Raw genomic sequence first — 17,027 nt, 5'->3', positions numbered from 1 at the left:
TCTGGTTGCGAGGTCCCCGAGTCCCGACTCCGCTGTGTTCTGCCGTTTGAGGCGGCGCCGGCTGAGGTGCGCCTGCTGCGGAGAGCGGCGGTGCGGCAACTGGGTCAGTGGGGTCTGCCTGCAGCCGCCGACGAAGTCGGCCTACTGGTGGCGGAATTGGCGACGAACGTCCTCAAGCACGTCGGCGAAGGCGCGTCGGCGATCCTGATCCTCGAATGGAGCGGCGAGCGGCTTCGGGTGGAGGTCCACGACAAGAGCCGTATGGTCCCGGTCCTCAAGTCGGCGAAGTGCGAGGAGGAGTGCGGCCGGGGCCTGCACCTCCTCGCGACATTCGCGGTCGACTGGGGAACCGTCCTGACTGCAGCCGGCAAGGCGGTGTGGTGCGAGATCCCGCTGAGCGCGGGGAGGGGCTGCCGTCGTATCGAGCGGGCGGTCGGGGCGCTGGAACGCTATCAATCCGGTCGTGCGGTGGGTCTCCACGGAAAGGTGCGAGACGTGGGTCTCGAAGAGTCGGCGATCGCGCTGATCGTCGACCTGCTCCACTGGTCTGTCGCCTGCGGTCACGATCCAGAGGATGTGCTGGACCGGGCCCAAATGCACTACGAAGCGGATGCGGCCTGACGGCTGGGTGGCGACAGCGGGATGAGTAACCGCGCATTCACACGGCACCTCACGTGTTGCCGGCTGATCGTCTTAGGACTGCGCGAAGTATGGCGCCGGCGTCATCGAAAGCTCCTTCCTCATTCAACTCCAGTGACACTGTCATGGCGTGTCGCAGGTTTCTCTGGTCTCGCCCGTAGACGTGGATCAGGTCGTCGGCGAGGTGATCACGCTCCTCCTGCCTCAGCTCTAGCAAGACCAGTGCGGTCTCGACCGGGGTCAGCAGTTCGGTCGTGCTCTGCCTGAGGAGGGTGAGCGCGGAGTCTGGCTTCCCGGCGCCGTCCAGCTCTTTGGCCTGTGCCGCCAGCTGCCGAGCCACAGCCACTTCTTTCTCGCTCCGCTGCCGGTCCCGCTGCTGACGGGGGACCGGCAGCGGAGTTCTGGAAGCTTTGGCCATGGCCAGGCGAGCCCGCAGGCCGGCCTCAACGGTTTCCATGTCCTGGACGGCGGCCCTTATGGCGGCTACTTCACCCCGGAGTGCCGCCAGTTCCGCTGCTCTCTCATCCGCTGCCTGCTGGCGGGCCGCACACGCAGGACAGGGCGTGCTGAGCTGCTGCGTAAGCGAATCGATTCGCCCCCCTAGCTCCACGCAGAGTTCGCATCCCCGTCGCTCGCCCTCGGCACTGGCGCGGAGCGCGAGCAGGTTGTCGAGAGTGATGCAGACATCCCGACCGCTGATCGCGGCATCAGCCGAAGCTTCCTTGTGTAGAAGCTCGACGAAATTTGGCCCGGGCACCCTGGGCTGGTTCAGGTACCTCGACAGTGAATCCGCAGTGCAGCCAAGACGTTTCGCTGCTTCCGCCTGAGTGGGATAGTTATCTGCCGGTTTATCCGGATCTTGCGTCTTGTTGAGCAACCTGCACAGGGCCCGCAGCGCCAGAGCGAGCTGCCGCTTCCGTGGAGGTATGTCCCCGGAGAACCCCTTCCCGGGGTCCAGCCAGCCACGTCTTGCTGGGCTTCTTCCGGCTGATGACATGCGATTTTCGCCTTCCCGGGCCGCTTGTACACCGAAGGGCCAGCCGCCCCAAGGTCTGCCTGCGATCCGGCAATTGTGCCCCACCGCCGTCGTTCCTAAGCGTGTAGTCCCTGCCTCTTCGGTACCGGCTGGACTTGCTCTCATTGAGCAAGTCCAGCCGGTCGGAATTGCTTTACCCGGGCAAGCTGGAAGGCCCTGGACTTTCACCCGTTCCTTGGTGTCAAACTGGATGAGCCGCTGAGGAGCGGGGGGATCACGGAGCCTAGGTGGCTGCACGGTTAGTTGCAGTTGCCGCACGCTCCGAAATAAAAGCCGTGCCGTCGGCACGAGTTCACGGAGGCGTTAATGGTGGAAATCCCGTCCTACCGGGACAATCAGTTCGGAAGCATGGTTAGGGCAGCGCTGTGGCTCGTTGCCGAGGTGGGGGAAGGGAACATCTTCACCAAGGCCCAGCTGCGTGAAGCCTTCCCGGAGGTCGCGCAGATCGACCGCAGGCTGCGGGACCTGCGTGATCACGGCTGGCGGATCGACACGAGTCGCGACGACCCTTCGCTGCTCCAGCAGGAGCAGCGGTTTGTGATCCGGGGTGCTGACGTCTGGATCCCGGGCAAGTCGAAGGCGCCGAAGCACAAGGCCAGCCTCACCGCTGCCCAGCGCGCGAAGGTGCTCCAGGACGACAACCACCTGTGCCGGTCCTGTGGCATCGGCGCCGGCGAGGCGTATGAGGACGGCGACGGGATCGAGCTTGCCAAGCTCAATGTCTCCCGGCGTAAGGTGCTCAACTCGGACGGGAGCGTCGAGCACCAGCTCGTCACCGAGTGCAAGCGGTGCGGGACCGGTGGCGGATCCGACCGGGAGGTTGACCTCGGGGCGCTGCTGGAACTTGTCGAGGCTCTTGCTCCGTTGGAGCAGCGCCTCTTCGCCAAGTGGATCGACGCGGATCAGCGCTCGTTCAGCCCGATCGAGAAGGTGTGGGGCATTTACCGGACGTTGCCCGAGGAGTCCCGGGCCGCAGTGGCGCAGGCCATCGACGACGTGACCGGCTGATCCACAGCGACCGGCAAAAGTAGCTGACATGACCGGCGACAGAAAGGGACGGGGAAAAGATATGGTGCGGGAGTTCCCGCCGCCGCCGCGCGCGGAGCAGTTCAGTGAGCTGATCAAGAAGAGGGTGGCGGAGGTGAAGGCCGCTGGAGGCACCCGGGAAACGGTCACGGTCGACTGGAACGGGCAGCAGATCCACGTCGATGTGATCGACCTCCCGTTGAACGACCTCTACCTCAACCCCGGTACGCACAGGATCCGCGCCCAGCGCAGTCACAAGCCGGACCAGGACCGGAACTTGGACAAGGATCCTTTTGGAGAGGCGGGTCAGGAATACCTGGGCGGCCTGCTCCAGGCCATGCCGTCTGACCCGGAGCTGCCAGACCCCGCCTTCGACAAGCTGATGGAAGACCTCCGGGAGTTCGGCCAGAACGACCCCGGGCTGGTTACGCATCACGGCGTATTGGTGAACGGCAACACGCGTGCCGTCGCCTTGCGGAAGCTCGGCAAGCAGTCCATGCGCGTGGGAGTGCTCCCCTCGTCGTTTACCCAGGCCGACATTGATGCCGTGGAGCTGGCCCTTCAGCTCCGCCAGGACCAGCGGCGCGACTACTCGTATGTCAACCGGCTGCTGGCCATGGAGGAACAGGCGGCGCTGGGCCGCACGCCCGAGCAGATCGCCAAGGAGTTCCGGATCCGGACGGCGACATACCACCAGGAACGGTGGATCTTGAGTGTGATCACAGAGCTGAACGAACGTAGCGCGAGCGGCGGGGGCGTCGCGCTGCGGCTCGTGGACTGGGAGAGGGCCCAGGAGCGCCTCAAGGAACTCCAGCGGCTTTACGTGAAGCTGGAGAACCTGGACCGGGACCAGGCCGAGATCATGAAGGAGCGGCGTCTGGCGGCGATCCTGCTGAACTTCTCGAAGACGGACGTGCGCCACATCGACGAGGTGTTCCTGGAGGAGGGGTATCTGGAGAAGGAGCTGCCGCCGGCACTGGCGGACACCGGCACGACTGCCCAGCCCGAGTCTGTGTCCATCCCCGGGCTCGGGCTGGACGTACCGGCCGCCTCGTCGGCTGTGGCGGGGGCCCGTGCCCTGAACGACCGCATCCTCCGGGCAGCCGCTACTGTCCGCAACAACTCGGCGGGGCTGCCTGACAGCGAGAAGGCTTCGGCGCAGGCGCTCCTCGACCAGGCCAAGGACGCCTTCGACAAGGCGATCGACAGTCACGGTCGCGACGCCAGGGTCCGCAAGCGCAAGCAGCTTGCGCCGGCCCGGCTCGCGGACGCGTGCGCCAACATCGATCAGTGCATCATCGAACTGGTTCAGGCCCGTACCTCGAACAGCCTGGACGAGGAGGCCTTCGACGAGGCTGTGGTCAAACTCCAGACCAGCCTGCGCAAGCTCGCCCAGCAGGCCGGACGAGGTATCCCGAACCCCGGAGACGGCGTCTCCTGGCTCCTTGCCGCCGCCACCGCGGAGGGCACCCAGTGACGGAAACGTCCCTGCATCTGGGGTTCGACGACTCGCGTACCCGTGTGGTCTTGCGGACCACCGACCAGTACCGGCAGGACCTCGTTCAGCTGGCCGCCCGGTTCCGTACCGGCGGCCAGCTGGGCCCGCTCTCCGCCTCGGTGGCCCTGGATGAGCTCCTCGCGAACCTGCCTTTCCTCAGCAGCTGGCCCGCCCCCACCGGCGTGGAGTGGACTCCGGAGCTCAAGAAGCTCGTCGCCGGCGTGGTCAACGACTCCAGACTGGTCGAGGAGCGCCTCGCCGACTCCGGGGCATCCTCGGAAGTCGCTGCTGGCGATGTGCTGAACCTGCTTGGAGACACCTGGAAGGAAGACCTCAACACCTTCCAGCGCCGTGACATCGCCAAACTGCTTTCGCTGGGGCACGGGGCGAATTTCAGCGTGCCCGGTGCTGGCAAGACCCGCGTGGCGCTCGCCGTGTACGCAGCTCAGCGGGCAGAGGGTGCGGCCAGCAGGCTGCTTGTCGTCTGCCCCAAGTCGGCCTACGAGTCGTGGCGTTATGAAACAGCCGTCTGCTTCAACTACCCGCTCCGCACCCATGTGCTGGATGGCTCGCTGGACGAGTGGGCTGAGGTTCTCATCGTCAACTACGAGCGCTTGGACCGTTCTCTGCCCCTGCTCGCGAACTGGCTCAAGTCCGCCCCTTCGATGCTCATCCTCGACGAGGCCCATCGAATGAAGCTCGGCGCACGCGGTACGTACGGCGCTGCGTGCATGGCGCTGGGCCCGCTCGCGGAACGACGGCTGATCCTGACTGGTACACCGGCCCCGAACGGCTCCAAGGACCTGGAGAACCTCATGGGCTTTGTCTGGCCAGGGCACGGGCAACGCGCGGTCACTCGGGCAGTGGCCGGCGGGGACCTTGCCTACGCGAGCACCGTTCTGCGGCCGCTGTTCACCCGGACGACCAAGCAGGAGCTGGGCCTGCCGCCCATGACCCTGCGGATGCGCTACGTCGATATGCCGGACCTGCACGCGGAGATCTACAGCTCGTTGGTGGGCGGCATGGCCAACGGCACCGCGCGAGAGGATCTCGGCGCGCTGGGCAAGACGGCGTTGCGTCTGCTGATGGCGGCGACGAGCCCAGCCTTGTTGGTAGAGGGCGCCACCAAGTACGAGCCGTTGGCCTACCAGCTGCCTCCGCTGGAGCCTCCGGCCGGCAGCTCGCTGTATTCGCTGATGCAGAACCTTCCCGACTACGAGCTGTCCCCCAAGTTCAAGGAAGCGCTGGCGATCGTCGCTGAGAACGCGGCACAGGGCCGTAAGACGTTGGTCTGGACAACCTTTGTGCGCAGTTTGACTACTTTGGCGCACATGCTGGACAAGTACAGCCCGGCAGTCGTGTACGGCGGAACCCCTGATCGGGAAGAGCAGCTGCGCCGTTTCCGGGAAGACCCCAGCTGCATGGTGCTGGTCTCCAACCCGGCGACCCTGGGAGAGGGCATCAGCCTGCACCATGTCTGTCACGATGCCGTTTATGTGGACCGTGACTTCATGGCCGGCCGCTACCTGCAGAGCCTCGACCGCATCCACCGCCTGGGGCTTGCCCCGGAGACGGAGACCAAGGTCACCGTGATCGCCGCGCGGGGGACGATCGACGAGGTGGTGGAGGTACGCATGGATCAGAAACTTGAGTTCATGGGGAAGATCCTTGATGACCCCACGGTCCAGCAGTTGGCTGACTTGGAGGAGGAGCCCTCTGTGGCCGCAGGGCTCGCCCCTGGCGACGTCGAGGCGCTGCTGCGGCACATCCGTGGCGGATAGCGCGCGTCTGCTGCCGATTGGTGCTCGCCTTTTGCGCGGGTCGGAGACGCGCCGACTGCTCAGCGGGGGGAGTGTGTAAAACACAAGGCCGCAAAGCGTTGGTTGATCTCGTCCCTGGCCCCTCTTACCGGTCAGGGGCGAGACAGTGGGACACTCGTGAGCGTCGAGTGTCCAAGAACCAAGCGAGCGAACATGGTCTCTGGGACACTTGGGCATCAGTTTTGAGTCACTCCCGGAAGGACCACTATGAGCGCCAGCGGTCGCGAGCGTCCGCAGTTCACCCGGCCACTGACCTCGGTTGAGATCTGTGCCGGTGCGGGCGGCCAAGCCGTTGGACTACACAACGCAGGGTTCGATCACTTGGCGCTTGTGGAGTGGGATCCGCATGCTGTGGAAACCCTCCGGGCAAACGTCGGGGGATGGCCAGGGTGGGGTGAAGAGCGCACCAGGGCGCTTACGCCTATGGATGTGAAGGAATTCCTCAAAACCGACGTGCGTAAAAACCTGTCGGTTGAAAGGGGGAAACTGGATCTCCTCGCGGGTGGTGTGCCGTGCCCCCCATTCTCGCTGGCTGGGAAGCGGCTGGGTAAGGATGATGAGCGCGACCTTTTCCCTGATGCTCTGAATATTATTGAAGATCTTATGCCGCGAGCGGTAATGATCGAGAATGTCCGAGGGATCCTGGAGCCCCCGGAGGTTTTCATCGACTATCGCCGGGATATTCTTGGTGCGCTAGGTGAGCTCGGCTATGTTGTTCCGGAAATCAAGAAGAGCTGGTCGGCTGTCGAGCAAGATCGAGCCATGCGAAAGGTCTGGCGGCGGATCGATGCAAGCAATTTTGGTGTTCCGCAGCTTCGTCCGCGAGCCATCTTGGTTGTCATTCATGAAGATGAGTTGGGATCATCGGATCGTGAATTCTTCTGGCCATCCAAGGTCAGGGGTAAGCAGGCAACTGTAGTTGGCGAACTCGCGGCCAGTATGGAGGCTCGTTGCCGAAAGTACTGGACGAAGAACAAGGACGGGGAGCGGGCGAAGCCGGGAGAGCCCACTGGCAAGGATGTCTATGAGGAGTGGCTGAGCAAGGCCTCCCGGGCGGCTGAGGTGGGCCGGGGGGTGGCTCCGACCCTGGTTGGAGGGTCGAAGAAGCACGGTGGCGCAGACCTCGGGCCAACCAGGGCGAAGCGCGCCTGGGAAGTTCTGGGTGTCGATGGGATGGGTGTTGCCAACGACCCAAAGAAATGTGACCCAGAGCGGGACCTTTTCCGTCCTGCCGGTCCTATGCTGACCGTTGAACAGGCCGCACTCATCCAGGGATTTCCGCAGGACTGGAAGTTCCAAGGGCGTAAGACGGCTCAGTACCGTCAGGTTGGTAATGCTTTTCCGCCGCCGGTTGCTGAGGCGATAGGGCGAGCCATCGCTGCTGTACTCCGGCCCGAGTGCAGCGGTGAACTTCTCGGCGAGTATGAGCTGGACACCGACGGCTTTGGTGCGGAAGTACCGCAGACGGAGCAGCTATTTCTTCCGGTATCAGACAGGCCGCGTCTTACTACTTCTCCGCCGCCGGTTGACCGTAGTGGCAATCTTGTCCGCGCATGAGTCCGATGGCTCGTGTTCCCAGAACCGGAGCACGAGCCAACCGGCATCTATGAGTCGTTGATCAGTTTCGCGATCACGTTCCATGTTGCGCAAAACTTTCTCCGACCAATAGCCAGAGTTCGTCTTGGGCGGCACGTAATGTTCTGGGCACCCGTGCCAGTAGCAGCCATCAATGAAAACAGCCACCTTTGTCGGCCGGAACACCAGGTCTGCCGTTCGGCGAAGGTCTGGCAGGGGTCGGGCAGCCACGCGATACCGCAGCCCTTGAGCGTGCACGAGTCGTCGAATCAGCCACTCAGGCTTCGTGTCGCGGCTGCGGATCGCCTGCATATTGCGACGCCTGGCTGCGGATGAAGCCCAGGAGCCTTCCGGCGCTTCCCACTGCGGATCATCGGGCACGGCACAGAGCCTAGACCCAAGCCAGCCGCCGTAAGGCCGGGGGAAGCGTTCCCGACTGGTTCACCGTGCGGCAGCCTTGCGCTGATCTTGCACTGACGTGCGTTAGCGAGTCGGCCGCAGCGTTAGGACACCGGACGGTGTCGTGACGGCACCGTTGGACCGCCCGCTTCCTTGCCAGTGTCGTGCCTCCGCGCCCCGCCTCAAGGGCGCTCCCGCTCCGCTGCGCTCCGCGTGCGCGTCGGCTGTGCCGATGGCCCTGCGGGCCACCCTTGACCCGGGCCGCTCCGGCGCGGGGGAGAAGCGAGCGGGCGGCCCGGGGAAAGTGGGCGGCTTGGCGGGGTGGGCCTGGGGGTGGGCTGCGGTCGGGGCCGGGGTTGGGGCGCGTTGGGTGGGTGGGGGCACTCCGGGTTGTTCGGCGGGTGCCGGTGCTTGGTCAGGAGCCGTGGCAGGCGTTGTACGGCTGGGTTTCGCCGCACCAGCAGTCGGAGGTTCGCTGTGGGGGCCACACCACTGCCCGGCCCCGTGCCGCCAGGGTCGTGGCGTACTGGGGGAGGAGGGTCGGGTCGCCGGGGGAGGTGCCCTCGGAGGCGGCGAAGGCCTCGTAGGAGGGGACTGTGCCGGTGACGATGCCGAGGTTGGGAGTGCCGGAGGTGGAGAGTTCGCGGAGGGAGGACTCTATGGTCGAGAGGTGCTCGGGGTGGGAGGGGTACTCGGTGGCCAGGTCCGGGTAGGCGGACAGGAGCTCCGAGAGTTCCTCCGCCGGCCAGTGCAGGACCGCCACCGGGAAGGGGCGGGAGAGGGCCTCGCGGTAGGTGCCGAGTTCTGCTCGGAGGCGGGAGATCTCGGCTTCCAGCTCGGCCGGGTTGTCGGAGCCCAGGGACCAGACGCGCTTGGGGTCGTGGAGTTCGTCCAGGGAGACCGGGGAGGAGTGGAGGGTGTCGGCGCGGGCGTCCCAGTCGTCGTGGGGGAGGCCGAGCATGCGGCGGACCCTGTGACGGCCGAACAGCACCGGGTGTGTGGTGTACGGGGGTTCCGTCACGTCCGTGAGGAGGAGGGTTGCCGCCTCCGTGAACGTGTCGTGCGCCGCTTCGAGCTCGTCGTGGGATTCGAGGGACTCGGCCACGATGACCCAGGGGGCCGGGTCGCGGGGGGCCGTGGTGCGGATGCCGTCGATGATCGCGCGTGCCTCTGCCTCGTGGTCGTACTCCCACAGGTTCGAGGCCTTGAGGGCGCGGACCAGTGACGCGTTCTCCAAGGTGTCCGGGGCGGCGAGGAGACGGTCGTAGAGGGCGGTCGCGGCGGGGCGGGCGTCGGCCAGTTCGAGGTGGGCTGCGGCCTGCAGCAGCAGTGCTTCCGCGTCCTCGGGGTAGAGGCCGGCGGTCCGCTCCAGGCGTGCCGCTTCGGCGGTGTGGTCGACGTTCTCGGCGGGCGTGTCGGGGCGCATGAACGACACCGTACTGCCCGGCGGTGACAAAGAAGAGATAGGGATAGGGGGCAGTCGGTAGCGAGGGGAGTCGTTCGGTGCGGTTCGCGTTCGATGGGTGTGTCGTGGAGTGGCGGGGGCCTTCTCCGTACTACTTCGTGCCGGTGCCCGAGGAGGAATCCGAGGAGATTCGGGCCGTCGCCGCCATGGCGTCGTACGGGTGGGGTGTCATTCCCGTCGAGGCGGTGGTGGGCGGGGTGGTCTTCGAGACGTCGCTGTTTCCGAAGGACGGTGGGTATCTGCTGCCCCTGAAGAGCGCGGTGCGCAAGCCGCAGGGGTTGGCGGCCGGGGACGAGGTGCGGGTGGAGATGAGTGTGCGCTTGTAAGAGAAGAGGGGGAGGGGCCCGCCTGGGGGTCCCTCCCCCTCTGGCGCCGCTAGATCGTCACGCCGTCGATCTGGAGGGTCTGGACGGCCTTCGCCGCGACCGACACCGCCACCGTCTTTCCGGAGAGGTAGGTGTCCGAGTACGACTTGTACGCGTCGCCGCCCGTCGTCACCGTGTTCCAGCGGGGGACGAGGCCGCCCGTGCCGCCGGTCACCGTGGTGAAGTTGGAGAGGTTGAAGGTGAAGGTCTGGGCGGAGGTGGCGGTGTTCAGCGCCACGATCACCAGGCGCTTGGCGGAGCTGTCGTAGGCCGCGACCGCGTTGCTCACGCCCGTGTCGAGGATCTTCATCCCGGGGCGGATGTGCCGGCTGAACTGGGCCATCACGTAGTACTTGGTGGTGACCGCGCCCGCCGCCAGGGTGTTCGCGTCGTACGCGATCATCGCCCAGTTCGTGGACGGGTCCATGACCTGCCAGTAGACCCAGGCGGTGGGGTGCAGCCAGCGGAAGTCGTAGAGGAGGTTGAAGGCCATGGTGTAGCCGGTGCCGTCGTTGTCGCCGGTCTCGGAGTTCCAGAGGGCCTTGCCGGCCGTCGTGACGACGTCGGTGTAGAGGAGGTCGCGGCGGCCTCCGGAGCCCTGGTAGCCGTGGACGTTCACGCGGTCGACGTAGCCCTTGGTGGTGGAGGAGAAGGCGCTCCAGGTGGTGCGGGCCAGGTCGTAGCTCGTCTCGTCCGAGGCGGAGATCTTGGTGCTGGTCAGGCCTCGGCTGTTCAACTCGCTGCGGAGGTAGGGGAGTACGGCCGACTGGACGGTCGAGTCCATGTGGCAGCCCTCTTGCGTGCCGGTCGCCGTCCACCAGGAGGAGGACGGTTCGTTGAAGGCCTCGACCGTCGCGAAGTTCACGCCCCAGTTGTTCTTGGCGTACAACGCCACCGACGCCAGGTGCGAGGCGTGCTGGCGGTAGTTCCAGGACTGGAGGTTGTTGCCGCCGTCGGAGGCGCCGGACGGGTTGTGGTTCAGGCACATCCACCACATGGGGGAGTTGGCGAAGAGTTCGGCGGTGGCGCCCCGGTTGACGGCTTTGACGAGCATCGCGCGCTGGGTGGCGTCCGCCGTCCAGTCCCAGGCCGAGGAGGTGGGGTCCTCGTTGTTCCAGTCCTGCCAGTAGCCCTCGATCTGCTTGAACGCGGGGATGTTCGCGGAGGCGACCATCGATTGGCCGCTCACGCTGTTCCAGCTGCACGCGCCCAGGTTGTAGCGGGCGATGTTCAGGCCCAGGCCGGGGAGCGACGTGCTGTTGTACGTCGTCGACTTGGTGGTGAAGAAGATGTCGGCGAAGTCGTCGCGGGTACCGAAGACGTTGCCCCACCAGGCCAGTGAGGTGCCCCAGCCCTCCCAGGTGCCGTACGACGTGGACGGGCTGACCGCGATGGTCGCGTCGGCGCGAGCCGTGCCCGTGGCCAGGGCGCTGCCCAGGAGGCCGCCGCCCGCGGCGGCCAGGAGTGTTCTGCGTCGGATCATGGCTGCTTCTCAACCTCTCCGTTGCGGCTCAAGCACCGGTTCCCGGACCGGCGTTGATTCGTCCCCCCGCATGCCAACAGGAAGCATCAGGTGTGGCGTGTGGGGTTGTCGAGAGTTGTGACACTGCTTTCTAAAACCCGTGGAGGAAGTGATCGTGGGGAGGGGTTGTGGCAGGAAGTGCTACGGCTCTGGTGACTTGGTCGCGGTCGCCTTATCGTGCGGGCCCAACCGGGGGGCGGCGGGAGGTGCGCGGTGCGGTGGGTCGTGGGGCACGGTGACCGGCGGTGGCGGGCGCGGCGGCGACGGGTGGTGTGGACCGGGGGCGAACTCCTCGTCACCGTGGGCGTGGTGCTGATGCTGCTCGTCGTGCACCAGCTGTGGTGGACCAACCGGGAGGCGAAGCAGGGGGCCGAGCGGAAGGTGGAGGCGCTGGAGCGGGAGTGGGGGGACTCCGGGGGGTCGGGAGGCGGTGGGGAGTCGGGCGGTGCGGTGAAAGGGGGTTCCGGGTCGTCCGGGTCGGCTTCGGGGTCGGGCGGTTCCGGCGGCGGGCGGCGGCAGACGTCGTACACGACCCGTGTGGTCGACTCCCGGGCGTACGCGATCCTCGTCATTCCCCGGCTCGGTCTGCGGGTGCCGATCGCGGAGGGGGTCAGCAAGCCGAAGGTGCTCAACCACGGGTACGTCGGTCACTATCCCGGGACCCAACAGCCGGGCCAGGCCGGGAACTTCGCGCTCGCGGGGCATCGGAACACGCACGGTGAGCCGTTCCGGTACCTGCCGCGGCTGAGGCGCGAGGACACGATCGAGGTCGAGACGAAATCGGCGACCTACACCTACGCCGTGGACCAGATCCTGCCGCAGACGTCGGCCCGTGACTCGGGGGTCGTCAGGGCCGTACCGCGGTCGATCGTGAAGCCGTCGTACGGGTACAAGCAGCCCGGGTACTACATCACTCTCACCACCTGCACGCCCGAGTTCACGTCCCGGTACCGGATGGCGGTGTGGGGGAAGTTGGTGTCGATGCGGCCGCGCGCGTAGGGCGTCGGGGCCCGCGGTTCGGTGCGCAGGGCTCCCGACAGGCGGCGGACGATCGCATCGCCTACCTTGTATGAGTCAGTGAGCCCGTGGTCCACGATCTCGGAGTACTCACGTCCGCAGTCGCGGACACACCGGTGGGGCCTGGTACGTCATGGCCGCCCCGCTGTCTCGCCCCTCGGCCGCAGGACCCCATGGGCGGATCTCGCAGACTCCAGCAGATTCCTGGGGTCGAGCGTGCCGAGGACGTGATGTTTCCTACGGCGGTCGCCGAGTCGCAAGTGAGTTCAAGTACCGGAGGGAGCAGGAGCATGTCCCGACTGTCCCTGAAAGCCACGCTGTGCATGTTCGTCGCGTTGCTGACGGCAGCGCTGTGGACCCAACCGGCAAGCGCGTACACCTGGGCCCGAAGGGTCACCGTGTACAACGCCGCCGGTCTGTGCGTCCAGGGAAACGCCGGGATCGACCACAAGAGACCCGGCGTGCTGTCCGGCAACCTCGCCTACAGCGAGACCTTCGCGCTGAAGCAGGGATGCGGTACCGGTCTGACCGAGCCTGACGGCTGGGCCGCCACGCGAGCGATCGTTCAGCGATGGAACGGGTCCACGTGGGTGGACTGCCGTACCAGCGCCTGGAAGTTCGGTGGCACCGGCGTGAACCGATGGGGCCTGTATGGGCCGGAGGTTGTCTTTGACTGGGGCGGGTGGGCCTCGTGCGGGCCGGGCTTCTACAGGACGGTGGCCGCGGCGTTCGTCTGGGACGGCTCCGCATGGCGCGGCAACGGTGTCGTGTCGGGGTTCGAAGAGGCCACGCCGAACGGAGTCGCCCCCATGCGCAAACCCGCTGCCGTTCCCGCTCCGCACGTCCAGCCGCCCTCTGCCCGGCCGGCCGCACGGGCTGCCCGGTGACCGGCAGAAACAGAGCCCGGTCCGAGCTGAGTCCGGGCTCGCTCCGGGGGTTCGAGCTCGCTCCGAGGGAGTGTCCGACGTGTCGGACACTCCCTCGCCGGCGTCGGGAAGCCCTTCGGCGCCGGATGCGTCAACGCATCCGCTCCCGCAGGGCCGCCACCCCCGCCGCGCCCAGTACCGCCACGGCCGCCGACACGACCATCGCCACGTCCGCGCCGTGGGCCAGGCCGCCGCCGGAGGACGTGGCGAGGGCGATGGTGAGGGCCACGCCGGCGCAGGAGCCGATGTAGCGGAAGGTCTGCTGGGCGCCGGAGCCCATGGCCGCGCGGGCGGGCGGGACCGACTCCACGGCGAGGAGGGGGAGCGCGGCGTTGAGGAGGCCGCTGCCCGCGCCGCTCAGTACCAGGCCGGGCAGGAGCCGGGGCCAGGAGCCCGCGTCGAGGGCGCCCAGCATGGCGAGGGCGCCGCCGGCGTGCAGCAGGAAGCCGACGGTCAGTTGCCACCGGGGTGGGACGCGGCCCGCGAGGCGCTTGGCCTGGAGCGCCACCGTGAAGGAGAGGCCGGACCAGAGCAGGAAGAGCCACGCCGTGTCCATCGCGGACATGCCGAGTGTCTGCTGGAGCAGGGCCGGCAGGAAGCTGAACAGGCCTATCACCGCGAGGCCCGTGACCAGGCCGCCGAGGGAGGAGGCCAGGAAGCGGGGGCTGCGGAGGAGGGAGAGGTCGATCATCGGGGTCGGGGAGAAGCGGCGCTCGATCAGGGTGAAGAGCGCGAGGAGTACGACCGTCGTCGCGAACAGCAGGCCCACCTGTGGCCGTAGCCAGCCGTCCCGGCCCAGGGTCAGGGCCGCCACGAGGGCGACCAGGGCCAGGCCGAAGGTCACGGCGCCGGCGATGTCCGGGCGGCCGCCGCGCGGTGAGCGGGACTCCGTCAGGGTGCGGAAGGAGAGGCCCGCCACGATCAGCGCGGCCGCGCCCAGTACCGCGTAGGCCACCCGCCAGCTGGGCATCGCGCCGGCGACCAGCGGGCCGAGCGCGATGCCGCCGCTCACGAAGGCGCCCCACACGCCGGTCGCGTGCAGTCGGCCGCGCGGGCTCGGGAAGGCGGCGACCAGCAGGCCCAGGCTGCTCGCCAGGATCGCCGCGCTCGCCGCGCCCTGGGCGACCCGGGCGAGGGTGAACGCCCAGGTGGAGGTCGCCAGGCCGCCGAGGGCGGTGGTCAGGCCGAGGGCGAGGGTGCCGGCGACGAAGATACGGCGGCGGCCGTAGTCGTCGGCCAGGCTGCCCGCCACCAGGAGGAGGGCGGCGAGGCCGAGCGGGGTGCCGTTCAGCAGCCAGGCCTGTGCGGAGAGGGGGGTGTGCAGGGCGGCGGCCGTGTCGGGGAGCGTGACCATCGGGGCCGTGTAGGTCATCAGGGCGACGGCGGTCGCGGCGCTGGTCAGTGCCAGGGTGGGGCGGCCGTCCCGGGCCGGGGGCGCCTCGGGGTCGGATGTCGACGGGCTCGCACGCTTCATGGTTCTTTCACTGAACCTAGTCATGGGGGTACCGTAGCACTGTCGGTTCGTTCATTGAACCTGTGCAGGGAAACTGACTAAGGTGGTCCCCATGGCTCTGGGCAAGGACTACGTGACGCAGGAGTGCTCGCTCGCGAGTGCACTGGAGGTCGTCGGCGAGCGCTGGACGCTGCTCGTCATCCGCGACGCGCTCTACGGCGTCCGGCGCTACAACGACTTCCTCGTCCACCTCGGCATCCCGCGCGCCGTCCTGTCGGCCCGTCTGAAGACCCTCACCGAGGTGGGGATCCTGGAGAAGCGCCGCTACCAGGAGTCGCCGCCGCGGGACGAGTACGTCGTCACCGAGCGCGGCATCGCCCTCTGGCCCGCCCTGCGCGCCCTCTCCGTCTGGGGGCGCGAGCACCTCATGGACCGCCGGCTGCGCTACTTCCGGCACGCGGAGTGCGGGACCGAACTCGGCTCCTACGGCGAATGCCCCGCCTGCGGAACCATCGTGCCCGTCGCGGACGTTCTCGTCACGCCGGGACCGGGGCTCGATCCAGATCCGGCCGACCCGGTCAGCCGGGCACTCCTGAAGCCCAAGCGGCTCCTGGAGCCGCTGGAGACCGGTCATGTATAAAAAACAGCTGTACGCGCTCTAAGCGCTGCAGCCGGCAAGAACAGTAGAGGGGGAGGGATCGCGTGAACCGCCGCTGGGTCGTGCCGTCGTCCCGTCCCGCCGCCCTTCTGCTGCTCCTGCTGTTCGATCTGCTGCTGCTCGACTCCGGCAGCCTCTTCACCACCGTCGCGCTCGCCGCGACCGCCGCCGTCGGCTCGGCTCTCGCCGTCTGCTCGGTCCTGGCCGCGCGCTCCGCGCCCGCCGTGCCGCCCACCCGGGTTCGTACGGCGATACGCGACCGGGCCCGGCGCACGGCCTTCCTGCCGCAACGCGACCCGGACGCCAAGGGCCGCAGCCGCCCACGAGCACCCGGACACGCCCTCCCGGCGACCGCTGCGTAGGGCACCCGATCCGGTAACGCACCCGTTCCTGGTGACCCCGCGCGGGTCGTCATGCCGTTCCACCTCCTCACCCACGGCACGACGAGACCCCCGGAGGGCTCCCACCCATGTCCGCTTTCATGTCCGTTTTCGCCGGACTGGTCGAGCAACTCGCCGACCTGCTCCAGCCGCTCTTCCACGCCTCCGCGGCCGCCGCCGCGATCGTCCTGTTCACCGCGCTCGTACGGCTGCTCGTGCACCCCCTGTCCCGGGCCGCCGCCCGCGGCCAGCGCGCTCGGGCCGCGCTCCAGCCGAGAATCGCCGAACTGCGCGAGAAACACGGCAAGAACCAGGAGGCCCTGCAGAAGGCCGTGCTGGAGTTGCACGCGGAGGAGAAGGTGTCGCCGCTGTCCGGCTGCCTGCCGGGGTTGTGAACTGGTGGTGGTTGGTGGCGCGTGAGTGTGTTCTGGCACGTATAAGTGAGCTTCCTGGCTGTGGTGGGCGGACTCCCGCTGGTGGGGAACGGGAGTTCTTTCGTCGAATGTGTGACCTTCTGTGGTGGTGGTCGTTGGGTGTGGTGACAGCTTTCTTCGACATGGGTCCGGGGGGATCGGGGTGGGTGGACTGCGGGAGGTGGCGGCGTCGTTCGTGGTGCCCGGTCCCTCGGGTGTCGCGGTTCGTGCCCGGCTCAAGGGCCTGACCGGCGGGGACGAGCAGGTGCTCGGCCTGGTCGGCGGCCACCTCGGTTCGCTGGCCTGCGGGGATCTGAAGGCGCGGTGTGCGGCCGGGCTGGAGCACGACAGCGGGCGGTGGGCCGAGCGTAAGCGTGTCCTGACCGGGGAGTCCTCCTCCCGCTGGGCAGGCAGCATCACGAAGGCCACCCACGACCAGTGGGCGCTCGCCCGGCGCGGCCTGCTGGCGCACATCCACAGTCTCCAGGCGGGCGTGCGCACGATCAGGCACCGGCTGTCCCTGCCGGTGGGCGAGAAGGGCACCAGGCATGCGCCGGGCGGATATCGCAGCAGCAAGGAGTGGTTCGCCAAGTCCCGCCGTCTGCACGTCCTGGAAGAGCGGCTCCGCTCGGCACAAGCCGACTGGCAGGCCGGGGTCGTGCGCGTGGTGCGCGGCGGCAAGCGGCTGCTGAACACCCGCCACCATCTGGAGACCGCCCAGCTCACCGAGACCCAGTGGCGTACGAGGTGGCAGGCCGAACGCCGCTTCCTGCAGGCCGACGGCGAGTCCGGGAAGCGGTACGGCAATGAGACCCTCCGCGTCACCCCCGACGGC

The 17,027-nt window shown here is 67.6% G+C and carries 15 protein-coding genes and 2 pseudogenes; 12 read left to right on the top strand and 5 right to left on the bottom strand.

The window, feature by feature from the left end; genetic code table 11:
* Positions 1–66: 66 nt before the first annotated feature.
* Entirely contained in the window at positions 67–621 is a 555-nt protein-coding gene (locus ACFZDK_RS40755; RefSeq protein WP_390980374.1) for an ATP-binding protein, read from the top strand.
* A gap of 49 nt (positions 622–670) precedes the next feature.
* Here the strand turns inward: ACFZDK_RS40755 and ACFZDK_RS40750 are convergent, their stop codons facing one another.
* Positions 671–1,516 carry a hypothetical protein gene (locus tag ACFZDK_RS40750; protein WP_390980372.1) on the bottom strand — a complete coding sequence of 282 codons (846 nt, stop codon included), beginning with the start codon at positions 1,514–1,516 and terminating at the stop codon, positions 671–673.
* Between the two features lie 465 nt (positions 1,517–1,981).
* On the opposite strand from ACFZDK_RS40750, the gene ACFZDK_RS40745 reads away from it, so the two are divergent.
* The 4 genes from ACFZDK_RS40745 (at position 1,982) to ACFZDK_RS40730 (ending at position 7,576) form a co-directional block, all read left to right on the top strand.
* The gene (locus tag ACFZDK_RS40745; protein WP_390980370.1) at positions 1,982–2,683 is read left to right on the top strand and encodes a hypothetical protein; all 702 of its coding nucleotides are present in this window, start codon (positions 1,982–1,984) and stop codon (positions 2,681–2,683) included.
* A 28-nt stretch (positions 2,684–2,711) separates the two neighbouring features.
* Positions 2,712–4,178 carry a hypothetical protein gene (locus tag ACFZDK_RS40740; protein ID WP_390980368.1) on the top strand — a complete coding sequence of 489 codons (1,467 nt, stop codon included), beginning with the start codon at positions 2,712–2,714 and terminating at the stop codon, positions 4,176–4,178.
* Positions 4,175–5,980, top strand: coding sequence for an SNF2-related protein (locus ACFZDK_RS40735; protein WP_390980366.1), 1,806 nt, complete (start codon positions 4,175–4,177; stop codon positions 5,978–5,980). Before ACFZDK_RS40740 ends, ACFZDK_RS40735 begins: the two co-directional genes overlap by 4 nt.
* A gap of 246 nt (positions 5,981–6,226) precedes the next feature.
* Positions 6,227–7,576 (top strand): DNA (cytosine-5-)-methyltransferase, encoded by a 1,350-nt coding sequence (locus tag ACFZDK_RS40730; RefSeq protein ID WP_390980364.1) that lies wholly within the window; start codon positions 6,227–6,229, stop codon positions 7,574–7,576.
* On the opposite strand, the gene ACFZDK_RS40725 is transcribed toward ACFZDK_RS40730, so the two are convergent.
* Complete coding sequence (locus ACFZDK_RS40725) at positions 7,508–7,975, bottom strand: DNA mismatch endonuclease Vsr (RefSeq protein WP_390980362.1); 468 nt, start codon at positions 7,973–7,975, stop codon at positions 7,508–7,510. The genes ACFZDK_RS40730 and ACFZDK_RS40725 overlap by 69 nt on opposite strands.
* A 433-nt stretch (positions 7,976–8,408) precedes the next feature.
* On the bottom strand, positions 8,409–9,419 hold the full coding sequence (locus ACFZDK_RS40720) for a hypothetical protein (RefSeq protein ID WP_390980360.1): 1,011 nt from the start codon (positions 9,417–9,419) through the stop codon (positions 8,409–8,411).
* 77 nt (positions 9,420–9,496) lie between these two features.
* Here ACFZDK_RS40720 and ACFZDK_RS40715 point away from each other — a divergent pair, with 77 nt between their 5' ends.
* Positions 9,497–9,784, top strand: coding sequence for a DUF1905 domain-containing protein (locus ACFZDK_RS40715; protein WP_390980358.1), 288 nt, complete (start codon positions 9,497–9,499; stop codon positions 9,782–9,784).
* Positions 9,785–9,833: 49 nt separating this feature from the next.
* Here ACFZDK_RS40715 and ACFZDK_RS40710 read toward each other — a convergent pair whose 3' ends face one another.
* A complete protein-coding gene (locus ACFZDK_RS40710) occupies positions 9,834–11,306 on the bottom strand; it encodes a beta-1,6-galactanase (RefSeq protein ID WP_390980356.1) in 1,473 nt (490 codons plus the stop codon).
* A gap of 252 nt (positions 11,307–11,558) precedes the next feature.
* Between ACFZDK_RS40710 and ACFZDK_RS40705 the strand changes: the two genes are divergently transcribed.
* Together ACFZDK_RS40705 and ACFZDK_RS40700 are read left to right on the top strand one after the other, a co-directional pair.
* Complete coding sequence (locus ACFZDK_RS40705; protein WP_390980354.1) at positions 11,559–12,344, top strand: class E sortase; 786 nt, start codon at positions 11,559–11,561, stop codon at positions 12,342–12,344.
* Between the two features lie 308 nt (positions 12,345–12,652).
* A complete protein-coding gene (locus ACFZDK_RS40700; RefSeq protein WP_390980352.1) occupies positions 12,653–13,249 on the top strand; it encodes a hypothetical protein in 597 nt (198 codons plus the stop codon).
* A 130-nt stretch (positions 13,250–13,379) separates the two neighbouring features.
* Here the strand turns inward: ACFZDK_RS40700 and ACFZDK_RS40695 are convergent, their stop codons facing one another.
* Positions 13,380–14,786, bottom strand: a complete 1,407-nt coding sequence (locus ACFZDK_RS40695; RefSeq protein ID WP_390980350.1) for an MFS transporter — start codon at positions 14,784–14,786, stop codon at positions 13,380–13,382.
* A gap of 67 nt (positions 14,787–14,853) precedes the next feature.
* On the opposite strand from ACFZDK_RS40695, the gene ACFZDK_RS40690 reads away from it, so the two are divergent.
* The 4 genes and pseudogenes from ACFZDK_RS40690 to ACFZDK_RS40675 all read left to right on the top strand — a co-directional run.
* Positions 14,854–15,381 (top strand): winged helix-turn-helix transcriptional regulator, encoded by a 528-nt coding sequence (locus tag ACFZDK_RS40690; RefSeq protein ID WP_390980348.1) that lies wholly within the window; start codon positions 14,854–14,856, stop codon positions 15,379–15,381.
* Between the two features lie 62 nt (positions 15,382–15,443).
* Entirely contained in the window at positions 15,444–15,761 is a 318-nt protein-coding gene (locus ACFZDK_RS40685) for a DUF6412 domain-containing protein (RefSeq protein WP_390980346.1), read from the top strand.
* A gap of 119 nt (positions 15,762–15,880) precedes the next feature.
* Positions 15,881–16,171: pseudogene (locus ACFZDK_RS40680) on the top strand (YidC/Oxa1 family membrane protein insertase); the annotation flags it as partial.
* A 184-nt stretch (positions 16,172–16,355) separates the two neighbouring features.
* Positions 16,356–17,027: pseudogene (locus ACFZDK_RS40675) on the top strand (hypothetical protein); the annotation flags it as partial.

Source organism: Streptomyces sp. NPDC007901, assembly GCF_042959465.1.
Taxonomy (GTDB): Bacteria; Actinomycetota; Actinomycetes; order Streptomycetales; family Streptomycetaceae; genus Streptomyces.
This window is presented reverse-complemented; position numbering and strand designations above follow the sequence as displayed.